Here is a 17,477-nt window from a genome sequence, read left to right as displayed (position 1 = left end):
TAATAGTATTTAAACAAATTTTTTAAAATTATATATTATGGAAATCCCTAAAATTGTAGGTGCTGGTATCGTAGTACTAGGTGTAGGTATCGGTCTTGGTAAAATCGGAGCTGCTGCTCTTGAAGCTATCGCTAGACAACCTGAACAATCTGGAAAAATCCAAACAGCTATGCTTATCGCAGCTGCACTTGTAGAAGGTGTTGCGTTTGCTGCTCTATTCGCAGTAAACTAATTAAACTCAAATCATTATCTGCAACGGTTGGTTGCAGGTAATGATTCTTTAAAAAAAGTAATAATTATTTATACATTTATATAATGGAATTAATTCATCAGTTTTCATCAGGATTATTTATTATCCAGTCTGTTATTTTTCTAGCGTTATTATTTCTGTTAGGTAAATTCGCTTGGAAACCTATTTTAAAGTCTATCAACGACAGAGAAACTTCTATTGTTGATGCTCTTAATCAAGCTAAATTGGCTAGAAAAGAAATGGAAACTTTAAAAGAAGATAACGAAAGAATTATTCGTGAAGCTAAAATCGAAAGAGATGCTATCCTTAAAGAAGCTAGAGAGATTAAGGACAGAATCGTAGGAGAAGCTAAAGATGCTGCTAAATCTGAAGGAGACAAATTGATCGAAGCTGCCAAGCAGACTATCCAGGCTGAGAAAAATGCTGCCATGGCAGACATCAAAACTCAAATCGGTACTTTATCTGTGAACATTGCTGAGTCTATCTTGAAACAAAAATTAGACAACAGCGAAGCTCAAAACGAATTAGTTCAAAATTATTTAAACAAATCAAACCTTAACTAAGAATGCTTACATCTAAAGTAGCTAAAAGATACGCACAAGGTTTACTTGACTTCACCAATGAAGCAGGTCAAACGGCTACTGTATTTTCAGAAATGAAAGATGTAGTAAAGGTAATGTCTGAATCTAAAGATTTAAACAAATTTTTCCTTACTCCTTACATCGATTCTAAGAAGAAAATAGAAGTAGCAAACGAAATATTCAAAGGTTTATCTGTTTCTTCTCAAAACCTGATCAGATTAGTGATCAAACACGGTCGTGAGAACCAATTGAAAAACATTGCACAGGAATTCATCAATAAAGTTGAAGATCTTAGCGGTGTACAGAGAGTAACGCTTACCACAGCAACTCCGCTTTCAAAAGAAAACCTTGATCAGATTTTAAGATCCACCAATCTTGTAAATGCTGATTCAAACTTTGATCTTACAGTGACTGTAAAACCGGAAATTCTTGGAGGATATGTTCTAAGAGTAGGTGACCAGCAGGTAGATGCATCTGTGAAGACTAAACTTAACCAAGTTAAAAAAGATTTTCAATTAAATTAAGAAAAACAACCATACAATGGCAGAAATAAATCCGGCAGAAGTATCTGCGATCTTAAAACAGCAATTGGCCAACTTCGATACTCAATCAAACGTTGAGGAAGTAGGTACAGTTTTAACCATCGGTGATGGTATTGCTCGTGTATACGGGTTAGAAAACGTACAATACGGAGAGTTGGTGAAATTTTCTAGTGATGTAGAAGGTATTGTACTTAACCTTGAAGAAGACAACGTAGGTGTTGCTCTACTTGGTGAAAGTAAATTAGTAAAAGAAGGGGATACAGTAAGAAGAACAAACAGAATCTCTTCTATCAAAGTAGGAGAAGGAATGTTAGGAAGAGTAGTGGATACTCTTGGTAACCCTATCGATGGTAAAGGTCCTATTACTGGAGAATTATACGAAATGCCATTGGAAAGAAAGGCTCCTGGAGTTATCTTCAGACAGCCGGTAACTGAGCCTTTACAGTCAGGTATCGTGGCAATCGACTCTATGATCCCTGTAGGAAGAGGACAAAGAGAGCTTATCATCGGTGACAGACAAACAGGTAAAACTACTGTTGCGATCGATACGATCATCAACCAAAAAGAATTCTTTGATGCTGGTCAGCCAGTATATTGTATATATGTTGCTATCGGTCAGAAAGCTTCTACTGTAGCACAAATCGTTAAAACTCTTTCTGATAAAGGAGCTTTAGCATATACTGTAATCGTTGCGGCTAACGCATCAGATCCTGTTCCAATGCAGGTATATTCTGCGATGGCAGGTGCTGCTATCGGTGAATTCTTCAGAGATACAGGTAGACCGGCGCTTATCGTTTATGATGATTTATCTAAACAAGCTGTTGCTTACCGTGAGCTTTCTCTACTTTTAAGAAGACCACCGGGCCGTGAAGCTTACCCTGGAGACGTTTTCTATCTTCACTCAAGACTATTGGAAAGAGCTGCAAAAGTAATCGCTGATGATAATATTGCAAGCCAGATGAATGACTTACCAGAGTCTCTGAAACCAATTGTAAAAGGTGGTGGTTCATTAACGGCACTTCCGATTATCGAAACTCAGGCTGGTGACGTTTCTGCATATATCCCTACAAACGTAATCTCTATTACAGACGGACAGATCTTCCTGGAGTCTGATCTATTCAACTCAGGGGTTCGTCCTGCGATCAACGTAGGTATCTCTGTATCGAGAGTAGGAGGTAACGCTCAGATCAAATCAATGAAAAAAGTTTCCGGTACATTGAAGCTTGACCAGGCTCAGTACAAGGAGCTGGAAGCGTTTGCTAAATTCGGTTCTGACCTTGATGCTTCTACTTTGGCAGTAATTTCTAAAGGAGAAAGAAACGTAGAGCTTCTTAAGCAGCCGGTTAACTCTCCACTTCCTGTAGACAGCCAGGTAGCTATGATCTACGCAGGTACTGAGAACTTGTTGAGAAACGTTCCTATCAGAAAAGTAAAAGAATTCCAAACTGAATACATCGAATTCCTAAGATCCAAGCACCCTGATACAATGGCTGCAATTAAAGCTGGGAAAATCGATAATGATATTACAAGCGTTCTTAAGCAGGCAGCTAACGATTTAGCTTCTAAATACAACTAAAAAAATTCAATGTTTAAGGTTTAAAATATAATGTTTTAAGCCTTAAACTTTAGACCTTAAACTTTGAACCCACATTAATGGCAAACTTAAAAGAAATACGAGGCAGAATTACGTCAATTTCATCTACGATGCAGATTACACGTGCTATGAAAATGGTTTCCGCTGCGAAACTTAAAAAAGCACAGGATGCAATCGTAATGCTAAGACCATATTCTGAAAAATTACAGGAGCTTATCCAGAATGTAAATTCTAGCTCAGATCCTGATCAGATTTCTGTATATGCTCAGAAAAGAGAGGTTAAAAGAATACTTTTCATCGCTGTTACTTCAAACAGAGGTCTTGCGGGAGCTTTTAACTCTTCAATCGTAAAAGAGCTTAACCTTCAGTTTCAGAACAATTCTCAATATGAGATTGAAGTTCTTCCTGTTGGAAAAAAGGTATATGATGCAGTAAGAAAAAGTCGTACGGTATATGCCAATGGAAGCTCTGTGTATGATAACATGAACTTTGATACTGTTGCTCACATTGTTGAAGGAGTAATGACAAGTTTCACAGAAGGGAAATTTGACGAAGTATATGTTATTTACAATAAATTCGTTAATGCTGCAACTCAGGAAGTAACTACAGAACAGGTTCTTCCGATCTCAATGCCTGAAAACACAGAATCAGAGGTTGAAACAGACTATATCTTTGAACCGAACAGAGCTGAGATTCTTGATAATTTGATTCCAAAGTCTATCAAAACTCAGATCTTCAAAGCAATCTTAGATTCAATAGCATCAGAGCACGGAGCGAGAATGACGGCAATGCACAAAGCAACAGACAACGCTCAGGCTTTAAAGAATGATCTTGTGATCTTCTACAACAAAGCAAGACAGGCTGCAATTACCAATGAAATTTTGGAAATTGTTTCCGGAGCAGAAGCTTTGAAAAATTCGTAAAGAATTATTCTGATATAATAAAAAAGCATCGATACTATCGGTGCTTTTTTTATGTGAAAAAGTTTAAAAACGATATTTGATACTGTAAAATCGTCTGTAATGCATGTTTTGAAGGAAAGATATTAGAATATTTTTTTTATTCAAAATACATATATTATAAAGCTTCATTTTTATCTTTCAAAAATCCTCATTGAAAAAAGATATAGCAGATTCAGGTTATTTATATTTTACATATCTTTGTACTTAATAAAATTTATACAACTTCTAAATGGACTCGGACATAGTCAGGCTTTTGCTGGCCTTATTTCTTGTTTTACTCAATGGCTTCTTCGTAGCCGCAGAATTTTCAATTGTTAAAGTTCGTTACTCTCAAATTCAATTAAAAGCCGCTGAGGGAGACTCTATGGCAAAACAGGCAGAGCATATTATCAAACACCTTGATGAATATCTTTCTGCTACTCAGTTAGGAATTACATTGGCTTCCCTTGCCCTGGGTTGGGTAGGAGAAAGTGCTTTGCATCATATTGTTGAAAATATTTTCCATTCTCTCAATTTTGAGATGAGCCAGGCAACCATTACTTCGGTTTCACTGATCATCAGTTTTGTACTGATTACCATCATGCATATTGTATTTGGTGAGCTTATTCCCAAATCAATTGCGATCAGAAAATCGGAAGCTACCACGATGGCAACCGCTGTCCCGTTGAGAATTTTTTACACGATTTTCAAACCGTTTATCTGGTTGATGAACTCAATGTCAAATGGTTTCTTAAGACTGATCAAAATACATCCGGCTTCTGAGCAGGAAATTCACTCTACGGAAGAGCTTCAGCTTTTGGTAAAACAGAGTGCAGACAGTGGGGAAATTGAAGAAGAGAACTATGAGATCATTAAAAATGCATTTGATTTTACAGATCACTCTGCCAAACAGATCATGGTTCCAAGACAAAATATTACGTCCATCGACTTTGAAGAGGATGTAAATGATATCATCAACAAAATTATGGATAGCGGATATTCACGTATCCCGGTATACCTTGATTCTATTGATAATGTGATCGGAATTTTCTACACTAAGGAAATTATAAGAGAATTCGTGAAAAGAAAGGGAGATCTGGATCATGAAGACCTTAAAGACCTGATGCGTGACGCCTTTTTCGTGGTGGAAAGCAAAAAAGTTTCAGACTTATTGAAAACTTTCCAGCTTAAAAAGCAGCACATTGCTATTGTTATCGACGAATTTGGAGGTACAGAAGGTATCATTACCTTAGAAGACATCCTAGAAGAACTGGTAGGTGAAATACAGGATGAAGAAGATGATGAAGAGAAGATTGTTGATAAAATAGCCGAGAATACCTATTGGGTACAGGCTACACAGCCATTGGATGAAATCAACGAATTCTTGCCTAAAAAACTGCCTCTTTCCGAAGAAAGCGAATACAACTCATTGGCAGGATTTATTCTGTATGAGCTGGAAGAAATTCCTGAAGAAAACCAGGAATTTGATCTTGACAACTATCATTTCAAAATTTTGAAAATGAACAATAAAAGCGTTGAACTTGTAGAGCTTGTATATCAGGAACCGAATGCCATAGATAGCCTGGCAGACAAAATTGGTGAAGTTTAAAAAACAGCTGAAATGAATTTTTACAATACAATAAAAGATTACGAAAACCCGAAACGTCAGTACGAAGAAGAAGTTCTTGTACTGGATGATACGGATGACGTTTATAAACTGGTGCTGCATAATGATGATGTTCATACCTTCGATTATGTAATCGATAGCCTGATTGAAATATGTAAGCATACCCTGGAACAGGCAGAACAATGTACAATTCTTGTCCACTATAAGGGCAAATGTACCGTAAAAACTGGCTCATTAGATATTTTGAAGCCCATGCACGAAAAATTACTTTCACGCGAATTAACAAGTGAAATCGTATAAAAAAATTCCCGGTCCATATTTTGACCGGGTTTTTTTGTGAAAACTTTTTATGGATACTCCAAGATATGCTATTGTCATTCCGATGAAGGAAGAATCTTATGATATGAGTATTCTAAATTGACCTTCGGTTCTTATTGTGCTCATAAATTATTTTAATACAGAGTTCTTAAAGTTATTAATTAAAAGAGTAAAAGCTCCGTTCGCATAGCATAAGCACTTAGTCAGGTCCATTGCTGAAATACCCTTGCGAAAGAAAAATATTCATACAATTTTATAAATCCCAGCGTATTCCTGGCGTTTAAAGAAAAAGATTAAAGCTAAAAAAGCAGTTTTTTCATGTAAACCCACCCAACTTTTGAGATTGTCATAATTTTTGCGACTAATTTCTTTACCTTCAGAATATAAGAATTTCCTGATTACTCAATTTCGCTCTCTGCATTGTCACATTTTATCGAAAATAGTATATTTGTACCAACTATAAAGAAACAAAAAATAATGCTTGTAATAGGAATTGCCGGTGGTACAGGATCCGGCAAAACTACAGTTGTTGACAAGATACTTCAGCAGCTTGATATTGAAGGAATGAATATCCTTTCTCAGGATAATTATTATCATGATAATCCAAATCTTACTCTGACAGAAAGGGAAGCGCTCAATTATGATCACCCGAAGTCCATAGATTTTGAATTGCTGATAAAACATGTGAAAGCTTTAAAAAATAACGAGTCTATCGAACAGCCGATTTATAGCTTTGTAACACATTCCAGAACAGGAGATCATGTCACTGTAGAACCTAAAAATGTATTGGTAGTAGAAGGAATTCTTGTATTGACCAATAAAGAATTACTGAAAGAATTTGATCTGAAAGTTTTCGTTCATGCAGATTCTGATGAAAGGCTGATAAGGAGGATCAGAAGAGATACCCAGGAAAGAGGAAGAGATCTGAGTGAAGTCCTCCATCGCTACCAGACCACTTTGAAACCAATGCACCAGGAATTCATCGAGCCATCTAAAAATGATGCCGATCTTATTATCCCCAATATGAAACAGAATTCCGTAGCCATTGATTTTTTAACTACCGTTATTAAAAACTCGTTGAAAAAACATTAAAAAATGGAAGAAAACAAACTTATCAAAGACATTCAGCCGAAATCTGAAACATTCAAACTTATCCAAAAATATGTTCTGAATAAATATACCATTACGATCTGTCTGTTTTTGGTATGGATGATTTTCTTTGACAAAACCTCATTTCTTGTGATCAATGAACTGAATGGTGAGATTCATAAATATGAAGAGCAGCTGCAGTATTACAAAAAAGAATACGAGAAGAACGATGCTTTTTATAAAAAACTGATGAACAACAAATCAGAAAAAGAAAAATACGCAAGAGAAAATTATTTTATGAAAAAGCCGAATGAAGAGATCTTCATTTTGGTAGTAGACAGTACAAAAGTCGCCAAAAAATAATAAAAGTTGAATAAATCAGATCAATGGTGACTGGTCAGTAGGCTTTTGCCTCTCCATTTCAGACCATTCACCGTTGACCATTCACAAATACATAAAACTAATGTCAGATAATACACTTCCAAACTGGGAAAGCTTAGTAAAAAAACAGCTTAAAACGGAGGATATTTACCCTATTTTAGAAAAAGAAAACCTTGAAGGAATAGAAGTAAAACCCTTTTATACAGAAGTTAAGAAACCTTTGGTGAACCTACCGAGAGTTGAAGAAAGCACCCATCTCGTAGCCAGCTACCATGAAAGTCTGGAAGAAGAAGTATTTGCATTTATTTTTGATCAGAACGTTGAAAACCTGGAAGAAAAGACCATTTTTGTTAACAACAAAGATCTTGCAGGACACATCAGTCCCAAAGAAGAAGACCAGTACTTTTCTTTGATCGATGTATTTAATGAGCATGAGGGAAGTATTGATGATCAATTGGCGAAAGAACTGTTGGCAAAAGAATTCAAAAGAAGCATTTGCGTAGATGTGTCCTTGCATCAGAATGCAGGAGCAGCTATCTATCAACAGCTTGGTATCGCACTTGCCAAAACTAAAGAACTGGTTGAGAAATATGGCACTGATATTATCAATCAACTAGTTTTCAGAATCGCTGTAGGAGGAAATTATTTCTTTGAAATGGCAAAATTAAGAGCTTTTAAAATAGTTTTTAACCAGCTTTCCAAAGAATATGGGCTGGACGAAGTTCCTTACATTTTTGCAGAAACCTCTTTAAGAAACAAAGCGGTCTCTGATAACGAGAACAACCTGATCCGTTCCACCCTTGAACTTGCTTCGGCTATGATTGGTGGGGCAGATGCGGTATTCTCAAACAATTACCTTGTAGACAGAAGTACCGGTAATTCAGAGGAGATATCTTTTAAACAGCAGATTGTTTTAGCATACGAAAGTATCATCAATGTGTTTGAAGACGCTTCCAACGGAAGTTATTATGTGGAAGACATCACCAGACAGATCGCTGAAAAATCCTGGGCTTTATTTGTAGAAATAGAAGAAACCGGTGGATATCTTGAGTTGTTACGTCAAGGAATTATCCAGAAAAAAATCTACGATCATGCAGTTAAAGAACAGCAGTGGATTGAAGAAGGTAAAATAAAGCTGATCGGAGTGAATTTATACCCCAAATTGGACGTCAAAAAGTCGATCGCAGATCTATACAACGAAAAAGAAATAAAAGCCGTTCGTTGGGCAGAAATGTTTGAATAATGAAAGAAAAACTGATAGATTTATTTGAGTACACTCATCATTTCAATGCTGAAATGATTAAAGTTATTTCTGAGAACAGAAAACTGATAGATGATAAAACAATCAGTCTGATTAATCATACCCTTAACGCACAACAGATCTGGAATGCCAGGATACTGGGAGAATCTACCTTTGAGGTCTGGCAGATCAATCCTCTGGAGTCCCTGCAGGAGATTGATCATAAGAATTTTCTTAAAAGTATAGACATTATCAGTAACCTTGATTTGGATAAAAGAATAGAATATCAGAATTCAAGAGGAACAAAATTTGAAAATAGTATTTTTGAAATGCTTTTTCATGCAGTGAACCATTCTACTTATCACAGGGGGCAAATTAATTCTTTGCTTAAGCAGAATGGCTTGGCACCGATATTAACGGACTATATTTTCTATAAGAGGTAATTTGATTACATCGTCATTTTCTAACAAGATTTTGAGCCAGGGCCGGAACTATAGGAGAAATTTTATCAAAATTTTTAGCTTATAAACTTGAAAATAACGGCTTAAAACCGAGACTCAACCTCCAATGACATTGAATTCAGATGTATTTTTATCGAATCAGGTATTTTGAGGCTTACAGATTTAAACTGGAGCATTTTAACACTGATCCTATTGATGAAAACATCTTTAAGAAATAAATGGTGATTTAGATTAAAAGGGAATATAAAATAATCTTGAAAAATGTAAAGAACAATCTTTTCATTTTAACTGATTTAAGCATAATCATCTTTGAAAATCCATGCTATTTGTGGGAAATACATTACTAAATAAAGACATTCAAACCTATATCAGTGCAAATCTAAAAACTGATCTGCACTCATTACTGTTAAAAAAATCTCCGTTTCCTGAGGTTTCCATGCATGAAATTGTGCAACAGATTAAAGGAAAGCAGGTGGCAGAAAAGAAATTTCCGTTTTTACTGAAAGAAGGTATCATTTTTCCTCCACAACTCAATCTGGAGCAATCTTCATCCGAAAAAACAGCTCTCTACAAATCTGAGATCCTGCGGGGGAAGAAATTTATCGATCTTACAAGTGGGTTTGGAATTGATGCCTGGTATTTATCTCAGAATTTTGAAGACATCACTTTAATAGAGCAAAATGCTGAACTTTTGGAGACTGTAGAGCATAATTGGAGTGTCCTAGGTAGGAAGGCAAGATTTATCAACAGAAAACTGGAAGATTTTTTAGAAGAAAATCATGAGGTATTCGACGTGATTTATCTCGATCCTGCAAGAAGAGACCAGAATAAAAATAAAGTTTTCCTTTTAGAAGACCTTTCTCCGAACATCCTTGAAATTCAGGAAAAATTATTGTCCATTTCCTCTGAGGTAGTGATCAAATTATCTCCGTTAATTGATCTCAAGTATCTTATCTCTGTTGTACCGGATATCTTCAGGATTGATATCATTGCGTTAAAAAATGATGTGAAGGAAGTCGTTGCTTTTTTATCAAAAGAGGTTTCGAAGGATATTATCTGCCATTGTGTGAATCTTGAAAGCGGAGAATCTGTCTTTACATATGAATTTGGGGAAGAAGAAAACGCCCAGTCGGAATACACTGATCCTGAAAAATTCATTTATATTCCCAATAACTCCATTTTAAAGGCTGGTGTATTTAATTTAATTTCTCAGAAATTCGGATTAAAAAAACTACATCCCAACAGTCATTTTTATACGTCTTCGGAAAAGGTGAAAAATTTTCCGGGACGGATTTTTGAAATGAAAATGATTGATTCTAAAGAAATTAAAAAGAAAGAGCAGTTTAATATTATTTCAAAAAACTATCCTTTAAAACCCGAAGAAATCAAAAAGAAATATGGCTTAAAAGACGGTGGAAAGGACTACCTTATTTTTACACAATCCAAAAAAGGAAAAATTATATTAAAATCAGTCTAAAAATGTTGCCGAAAAAAGCAGGATTTCTTACTTTTGGGCAATCAAAAATTTAAGCATGAAATCGCCCGCTGTTTAGGTAATCAGAATAAAGTGCGATTCCATATGAACTTTTAAAAAATAAATTTACATATGAAAAAATTAGTTATATGTTTAGCGATTGCAACTGTAGCTGTAAGCTGTAAAAAAGTGCCGGAAGGAGGAAATAAAGCAGTTATAAAGCTGGAAGATGGAGTAGAAAGATACTCAGATGATCCTCAGGGAGGTGCAGAAGCTCACGGAAACGGTCATGAAGCTGCTGCAGATCACAAAGAGGAGGCTGCTGCTGTAAAGCCTGAAGCTGAAGCACCTAAAAAAGACAGTGCTGCTGCAAAACCTGCTGAAGCAGAAAAAGCTCCAAAAGCTGAACACTAATTATTAGTATACAATATACAATGCCCTGTTTGCTACAGGGCATTTTTTTATTACAAAAAATGATTAACCGGGTCATGAATGCGATTGAAGTGATTTATTGGAAAAATCCTTTGTTTTGCTTGTTCCTGCAAGGCATTTTTTTTAATTTTAACCAAACAAATTTTTACAATGCAAGAGACATTAAATTACATCAACGAAAACAAACAGCGTTTCGTAGATGAATTATTTGAGTTATTGAGAATCCCTTCTATTTCCGCAGATCCTGCCTATAAAAACGATGTGTTGAAATGTGCGGATGTATGCGCAGAGCATCTTAGAAACGCAGGTGCCGACAATGTTGAAATCTGCGAAACCAAAGGGTATCCTATCGTTTTTGGAGAGAAAATCATTGATAAAAACCTTCCTACGGTACTGGTATACGGACATTATGATGTGCAGCCTGCAGATCCGTTGGAATTATGGAGAAAACCACCTTTCGAACCTTATATCGAGAAAACTGAGCTACATCCTGAAGGCGCTATTTTTGCAAGGGGATCAGCCGATGATAAAGGTCAGTTTTTTATGCATTTAAAGGCTTTTGAAGCCATGATGAAAACCAATACGCTTCCTTGTAACGTTAAATTCATCCTTGAAGGAGAAGAAGAAGTAGGATCGGTAAGTCTTGGGGATTTCGTTAACGAGAATAAGGAAAAATTATCTTGTGACTGTATTCTGATCTCAGATACTCATATCTACAGCAATGAACAGCCCACTGTAACCACAGGTTTAAGGGGACTAAGCTACGTTGAAGTAGAGGTGGAAGGACCAAACAGGGACTTACATTCAGGACTTTACGGAGGGGCAGTGCCAAATCCTATTCATGTGCTTTCAAGAATGATTGCCAACCTTATTGACGAAGACGGACATATTACCATTGATGGCTTCTACGATAATGTGGAAGTTGTCTCAGACGCTGACAGAGCAGAAATGAACAAACTGAAGGATAATCCTGAAGAATACAAAAAATCAATCGGATTAAGCAATATTGAAGGAGAAAAAGGGTATACCACCCTTGAAAGAGCTTCCATTCGTCCTACCCTTGACTGTAATGGTATTTGGGGAGGATATACAGGAGAAGGCGCCAAAACAGTAATTCCTTCAAAAGCTTTTGCTAAAATCTCAATGCGTCTGGTTCCTTATCAGACTCCGGAAGAAATTACAGAGAAATTCACAAAATATTTTGAAAAAATTGCTCCGGATACCGTAAAAGTTAAAGTAACTCCTCATCATGGAGGAATGCCTTACGTATTACAGAGTGATACTAAAGAGTTTTTAGCAGCTAAAAAAGCTATGGAAACCGCTTTCGGTAAAGAGGTATTACCTTACAGAAGTGGAGGAAGTATTCCGATCACAGCCATGTTTGAGAAAGTTTTAAATGCTAAATCTGTGTTGATGGGATTCGGATTAGATTCTGATGCCATCCACTCACCAAATGAGCATTACGGATTATTTAATTTCTATAAAGGGATTGAAAGTATTCCGCTATTCTTTGAAAACTATTCAAAATAGCATTTTGCTTCCTATAAAAACAAGCTGTTTCAGAAATGAGACGGCTTGTTTTAGTTTAGGGAAGTATGCAGGAAAACCTGGTTTCTCTCTCACTAGATTCCATGTATCGCTGGCAAAATATTTATTTACAGAAAAGAAGACAGATGTTTTTACTTTATACTTAATAATGTTATAAGTTTGAATTATTAGTTAATAAAAATTAAATTAATTGATAATAAATGATTTATTTTTATTTATTAGTAAGTTATTTCACTATTCAAGGAAAGTTTATAATTTTAATACAAAACTTGAATTTTATGAAAACATTTTACTCAATTGCATTTTCTTTGCTTTCTGCGCTTTCTATAGCACAACAATCAGTCTCTTTTGAAGATTATGAAGGCTTTACAACAGGTGATATTAACGGGCAGGGATTGTGGATCAGCACTCCAACAGGAGATATACCCGCCAATGTAACCCATCAGATGATCAGTCAGGATATGGCCAGTGCTGGTAACTATTCTCTAAAGATCGTTAAAGAACCGGTTTTTGGAACTCAGACGCAACCCATTATCGGAGGATTTTACAACCTGCAGACGCCTCTTGATTTTTCGAACTTCTCCGTTTCATTTGATATTAATATGTCCCAGCTTGATGGTTCCGTGTTTGGATTTCAGGCGATGGATGCTCTCGGAGAGCAATATATTGTCAGGATGGATTTTGACAACACAGGTGGGATCAAAGTTTTACATACACTGTCAGGAATTCAGACACTTGTTCCGGCTTCAGGAAACTGGTCTCCTGATACATGGTACAGATTCAAGGTAGTCGGGACGCCTGCGGAGGTAAAATACTATCTTAATGACGTACAGGTTTTCACAGGAACGGTTGTAAATCCCGTTAATATTGATCAGCTCCGTTTTGTACACGACAATGCTGTAGGGACAGCGTATGTGGATAATATTAAGATCAATACCGAACTGATGATGGCTGTCAAAGATTCTAAGCCGGCTGAAAAGGAGATACAGCTTTATCCGAATCCCTCATCAGATGTGGTGAAAATAAGGACCCTACATAAGATCAGACAGGTAAAAGCCATCGAACTGACGGGGAAAAGCGTTGATGTCAGGCTCCATGAAAATCAGATAAAAGTAGAGGACTTACCTGCGGGAGAATATATTCTTACTATAGAAACAGATGCCAAAATTTTTACAGAGAAGTTTATAAAAAAATAAGTAAAGTTTATATTGTATTGTAAAAAATGGAAATGGTGATTTGTTTTTTAATTTCCGAAACTGTAAAATATTCATCAAAACTGATTTTTTTTTAAAATTAAACAAGTTAAATACCTTTTTATTGCTCATTCTGGCTTGTTTTCATACTATTTGCATTTTTAGTTTGGAATACAATAGGAGAGTTTCTACCTTTCATAGACAAATTTAAAAATCTGATGGCCGGAAGTTATCTTATTACTATGGAAACAGATGAAGGTAAAACCGCTATGAAGTTTATAAAAAATAACTGATAAATCTTAGTCTCATTGTAGCGCTCCAATTGGAGCGTTTTTGTTATTTTAGAGCATTAAATTTTACGTATGTCAGAAATTAAAACAGCTTATATAACGGGAGGAACCAAAGGAATAGGGTTCGGGATTGCTAAAGTTTTGCTTGAAAATGGTATTTCCGTAGCGTTTTCAGGAAGAAAGAGAGAAGATGTCTTGAAAGCTGAGGAAGAACTCAGACAGTTTTCGGAAAATGTACTGGGGATTGTTTCCGACGTGAGAAGTCTTGAAAGCGAGCAGGAAGCAGTACGGTACGTGCTTGAAAAATTCGGAAGACTTGATTATGTGATTGCCAACGCAGGGCTGGGGATATTTAAGCCTGTAGACGAGCTTACAGCTGAAGAATGGAATGATATGATAGACACAAACCTGACAGGTGTTTTTTATACTTTAAAAGCATCTGTGGAACAGCTTAAAAAGACCGAAGGCTATTATATCACGATTTCAAGCCTGGCAGGCGCCAATTTCTTTGAAAACGGAACAGGATATAATGCGTCAAAATTCGGTGTAGTAGGTTTTACACAGGCTGCTATGATTGACCTTAGAAAATATAACATCAAATCAACTGTGATCATGCCGGGTTCCGTTGCCACTCATTTCAACGGAAATACTCCTTCGGAAAAAGACAGCTGGAAGATTCAGCCACAGGATATGGGAGATCTGATACTGGATATTGTAAAGATGAATCCGAGGGTTTTGCCCAGCAAAATAGAGTTTAGAGCAACACAACCTGCTAAATAAGTACATTTAATGTATTGAATAATAAATTAATAAGTATTATGCATGCATAATATATTTTTTATTTATATTAGCAAAAATTAATTCGAACAAAATCTCTGCATAAACTTTCAATATTTTGTGCCTGGAGAGGGAAAATAAAATAGTACACATGCAACCGAAAGGTTACATCTACCAAATAAAAAAATTAAGAACAACATATGAAAATATTAGTTTGTATTAGTAGTGTTCCGGATACTACTTCCAAAATTAACTTTACAGCAGATAAATCTGCTTTCGACAAAAACGGAATTCAGTGGGTAATCAACCCGCTAGACGAATTTGCGTTGACAAAGGCAATTAAACTTCAGGAATCTCAGGGGGCTACCGTAACAGTAATTAATGTTGGAGATGCCGCTACAGAACCTGTCATCAGAAAAGCTTTAGCGATCGGAGCTAATGATGCTGTAAGAGTAAATCTTGATCCTAAAGACAGCTATTCTACAGCGAAAGAAATCGCTGCAGTAGCTCAAAACGGAGGATATGACCTGATTCTTTGTGGTAAAGAATCTATCGATTATAACGGAGGCTCTGTTCCGGGAATGGTGGCCCAATTATTAAACCAGCCTTTCGTAAATGCATCTGTAGGACTGGATGTGAACGGAAGTGAAGCTACTGCAGTAAGAGAAATTGAAGGAGGTAAAGAAACTATCTCTGTAAAATTACCGGCAATTATTGCAGGCCAGAAAGGATTAGTAGACGAGAAAGACCTTATCATTCCTAATATGAGAGGAATTATGTCTGCAAGAACAAAACCTTTGCAGGTGGTAGAGCCTACTTCTTCTGAAGTAAAAGTTCAGGGAGTATCTTATGACAGCGTGCCTGCAAGAGCAGCTGTGAAAATGGTTTCTCCGGATAATTTAGATGAATTGGTAAGACTGCTTCACGAGGAAGCTAAAGTGATCTAATCTTTTTAATCCTTTAATTTTTTAATCTTTAAATTTAAGAAAATGGCAGTATTCGTATACGCAGAAAATATAAACGGAGTTTACAAAAAAGCAGCTTTTGAAGCAGTTTCTTATGCTAAAGCTGTTGCAGATAAAGCAGGAGATACCGTTACGGCAATCTCTGTAAACCCTACGGATTCTTCAGATTTATTATACAAATATGGAGCATCCAATGTAATCAATATCAAAGACGAAGGTCTTAAAAGCTTCTCTGCTAAAGCATATGCTCAGGCAGTAAGCGAAGTGGCAGACGGAAACATTATCGTTTTCCCTCACACGACAGACGCTTCTTCAATCGCTCCAATGCTGGCAGTAATGAAGAATTATTCTTTAATTACCAATGCTTTGGAAGCTCCTGAAAGCCTTTCGCCTTTCCAGGTAAAAAGAAGAGCATTCTCAGGAAAAGGGTTCATGCATGCAAAAGCTGAAGGAAACGGAGTAATCGTTACCGTTTCTCAGAATGCTTTCGGTGTTAAAGAAAACGCTGTATCAGGTTCAGAAGAAGTTAAAAACCTTTCTGTAGCTAATGAAGACACTAAAGTGATCTCTCATGAGCAGAGCTCAGGTAAATTAGACCTTAAAGAAGCTGAGATCGTTGTTTCTGCAGGAAGAGGGATGAAAGGTCCTGAAAACTGGGGAATGGTTGAAGATCTGGCAAACGTTTTAGGAGCTGCTACAGCATGTTCTAAGCCGGTTTCTGATATCGGATGGAGACCTCACACTGAACACGTGGGACAAACGGGGAAAGCTATCGCTCCAAACCTTTATATTGCTATTGGTATTTCAGGAGCTATCCAGCATCTTGCCGGAGTAAACTCTTCAAAAACTATCGTAGTAATCAACAACGACGCAGAAGCACCATTCTTCAAATCTGCCGATTACGGGGTAGTAGGAGATGCCTTCCAGATCATTCCTGCATTAACAGAGAAAATCAAGGCGTTAAAAGGATAAAAAGATAAATGGTAATACTGAATCCGACCCGCCAATCGATTGTTTATTCAAAGGATGGGAGAAAGAAAATTCATAATCACCATTGAATCGGATATAATACAATAAAAGCTCGGCTTTCCGGGCTTTTATTTTTGTGTAAAAAGTAAAATCACAATAAAAAATTAATCTATATTTGCAATTATGGATTATAAGCAGCTAATTATTCGCGGAATATCGTACAGCCAAACCCAATCGGGGGCGTACGCATTGTTACTGGAGCATGAAGAAACACACATAAAATTACCTGTTGTTATAGGAAATTTCGAAGCTCAGTCTATCTCTCTCGGACTGGAAAAAGACATCCATCCACCGCGTCCACTTACCCATGACTTATTCACAAAATTTATAGTTTCTGCCAATTACGAATTGGTTTCTGTTATCATTTACCAAATTGTAGATGGTGTTTTCTTTTCAAATATTAACTTCAAAAATAAAGTTACCGAAGAAGAACTCATTCTTGATGCCAGAACTTCTGATGCTGTTGCAATGGCCGTACGATTTGACGCGCCTATTTTTACCACACAGCAGGTTTTAAATGAAGCCGGAATTTTACTGGAACTGGAAGATGTTTCAAAAGAAGAACAGGGCTTCTCAGAAACAGTACAGACTGAAGATAATCTGAAGTCCCTTTCTATGGAAGAGCTTCAGAAATTACTCGATGATGCTGTTAAAGAAGAAGATTATGATACGGCCCTTGAAATTCAGGAAGAAATCAAGAGGAGGAAAAAGAAAATTGACTAAAAAGAGATATTTTATATAAACT

Annotated in this window: 19 protein-coding genes; all 19 read left to right on the top strand. The window is 36.4% G+C overall.

Translation table 11 applies throughout. From position 1 onward, the window contains the following. Window positions 1-37 precede the first annotated feature (37 nt). The 19 genes from atpE to M030_RS0105090 all read left to right on the top strand — a co-directional run bounded on the left by atpE (window position 38) and on the right by M030_RS0105090 (window position 17,455). Window positions 38-232, top strand: a complete 195-nt coding sequence (gene atpE, locus M030_RS0105180) for an ATP synthase F0 subunit C (RefSeq protein ID WP_002979108.1) — start codon at window positions 38-40, stop codon at window positions 230-232. 83 nt (window positions 233-315) lie between these two features. Continuing rightward, window positions 316-813: a F0F1 ATP synthase subunit B gene (locus M030_RS0105175; RefSeq protein WP_027372518.1), complete on the top strand. Its 498-nt coding sequence runs from the start codon at window positions 316-318 to the stop codon at window positions 811-813. Window positions 814-815: 2 nt separating this feature from the next. Next, on the top strand, window positions 816-1,355 hold the full coding sequence (gene atpH, locus M030_RS0105170; RefSeq protein ID WP_027372517.1) for an ATP synthase F1 subunit delta: 540 nt from the start codon (window positions 816-818) through the stop codon (window positions 1,353-1,355). Between the two features lie 16 nt (window positions 1,356-1,371). Beyond that, window positions 1,372-2,949, top strand: a complete 1,578-nt coding sequence (atpA, locus tag M030_RS0105165) for a F0F1 ATP synthase subunit alpha (RefSeq protein ID WP_027372516.1) — start codon at window positions 1,372-1,374, stop codon at window positions 2,947-2,949. Window positions 2,950-3,026: 77 nt separating this feature from the next. Beyond that, window positions 3,027-3,890 carry an ATP synthase F1 subunit gamma gene (gene atpG / locus M030_RS0105160; protein ID WP_027372515.1) on the top strand — a complete coding sequence of 288 codons (864 nt, stop codon included), beginning with the start codon at window positions 3,027-3,029 and terminating at the stop codon, window positions 3,888-3,890. Window positions 3,891-4,158: 268 nt separating this feature from the next. After that, the gene (locus tag M030_RS0105155) at window positions 4,159-5,517 is read left to right on the top strand and encodes a hemolysin family protein (protein WP_027372514.1); all 1,359 of its coding nucleotides are present in this window, start codon (window positions 4,159-4,161) and stop codon (window positions 5,515-5,517) included. Window positions 5,518-5,529: 12 nt separating this feature from the next. Further along, window positions 5,530-5,835: an ATP-dependent Clp protease adaptor ClpS gene (locus M030_RS0105150; RefSeq protein WP_027372513.1), complete on the top strand. Its 306-nt coding sequence runs from the start codon at window positions 5,530-5,532 to the stop codon at window positions 5,833-5,835. Between the two features lie 495 nt (window positions 5,836-6,330). Next, window positions 6,331-6,945, top strand: coding sequence for a uridine kinase (gene udk / locus M030_RS0105145; protein WP_027372512.1), 615 nt, complete (start codon window positions 6,331-6,333; stop codon window positions 6,943-6,945). A 3-nt stretch (window positions 6,946-6,948) separates the two neighbouring features. Continuing rightward, window positions 6,949-7,305 carry an FtsB family cell division protein gene (locus M030_RS0105140; protein ID WP_027372511.1) on the top strand — a complete coding sequence of 119 codons (357 nt, stop codon included), beginning with the start codon at window positions 6,949-6,951 and terminating at the stop codon, window positions 7,303-7,305. Window positions 7,306-7,405: 100 nt separating this feature from the next. Further along, window positions 7,406-8,566, top strand: coding sequence for a methylmalonyl-CoA mutase family protein (locus M030_RS0105135; protein WP_034722106.1), 1,161 nt, complete (start codon window positions 7,406-7,408; stop codon window positions 8,564-8,566). Next, complete coding sequence (locus M030_RS0105130) at window positions 8,566-9,006, top strand: DinB family protein (RefSeq protein ID WP_027372509.1); 441 nt, start codon at window positions 8,566-8,568, stop codon at window positions 9,004-9,006. The genes M030_RS0105135 and M030_RS0105130 overlap by 1 nt, the downstream gene beginning before the upstream one ends. A gap of 337 nt (window positions 9,007-9,343) precedes the next feature. Then, complete coding sequence (locus M030_RS0105125; protein ID WP_027372508.1) at window positions 9,344-10,501, top strand: class I SAM-dependent methyltransferase; 1,158 nt, start codon at window positions 9,344-9,346, stop codon at window positions 10,499-10,501. A 129-nt stretch (window positions 10,502-10,630) separates the two neighbouring features. Next, window positions 10,631-10,912: a hypothetical protein gene (locus M030_RS0105120; protein WP_027372507.1), complete on the top strand. Its 282-nt coding sequence runs from the start codon at window positions 10,631-10,633 to the stop codon at window positions 10,910-10,912. Window positions 10,913-11,080: 168 nt separating this feature from the next. Further along, complete coding sequence (locus M030_RS0105115; RefSeq protein ID WP_027372506.1) at window positions 11,081-12,460, top strand: dipeptidase; 1,380 nt, start codon at window positions 11,081-11,083, stop codon at window positions 12,458-12,460. Between the two features lie 296 nt (window positions 12,461-12,756). Continuing rightward, window positions 12,757-13,674, top strand: coding sequence for a T9SS type A sorting domain-containing protein (locus M030_RS0105110; protein WP_027372505.1), 918 nt, complete (start codon window positions 12,757-12,759; stop codon window positions 13,672-13,674). 359 nt (window positions 13,675-14,033) lie between these two features. Continuing rightward, entirely contained in the window at window positions 14,034-14,741 is a 708-nt protein-coding gene (locus tag M030_RS0105105; RefSeq protein WP_027372504.1) for an SDR family oxidoreductase, read from the top strand. Window positions 14,742-14,938: 197 nt separating this feature from the next. After that, window positions 14,939-15,685 carry an electron transfer flavoprotein subunit beta/FixA family protein gene (locus M030_RS0105100; RefSeq protein WP_027372503.1) on the top strand — a complete coding sequence of 249 codons (747 nt, stop codon included), beginning with the start codon at window positions 14,939-14,941 and terminating at the stop codon, window positions 15,683-15,685. A gap of 42 nt (window positions 15,686-15,727) precedes the next feature. Then, the gene (locus M030_RS0105095; protein ID WP_027372502.1) at window positions 15,728-16,675 is read left to right on the top strand and encodes an electron transfer flavoprotein subunit alpha/FixB family protein; all 948 of its coding nucleotides are present in this window, start codon (window positions 15,728-15,730) and stop codon (window positions 16,673-16,675) included. A gap of 180 nt (window positions 16,676-16,855) precedes the next feature. After that, window positions 16,856-17,455, top strand: coding sequence for a bifunctional nuclease family protein (locus M030_RS0105090; RefSeq protein WP_027372501.1), 600 nt, complete (start codon window positions 16,856-16,858; stop codon window positions 17,453-17,455). The last annotated feature ends 22 nt before the right edge of the window (window positions 17,456-17,477 follow it).

The organism is Chryseobacterium sp. UNC8MFCol, from assembly GCF_000482305.1.
Taxonomy (GTDB): Bacteria; Bacteroidota; Bacteroidia; order Flavobacteriales; family Weeksellaceae; genus Chryseobacterium; species Chryseobacterium indologenes.
Note: the sequence above shows the minus strand (reverse complement) of the source record. Positions and strands in the feature narration are given on the sequence as shown.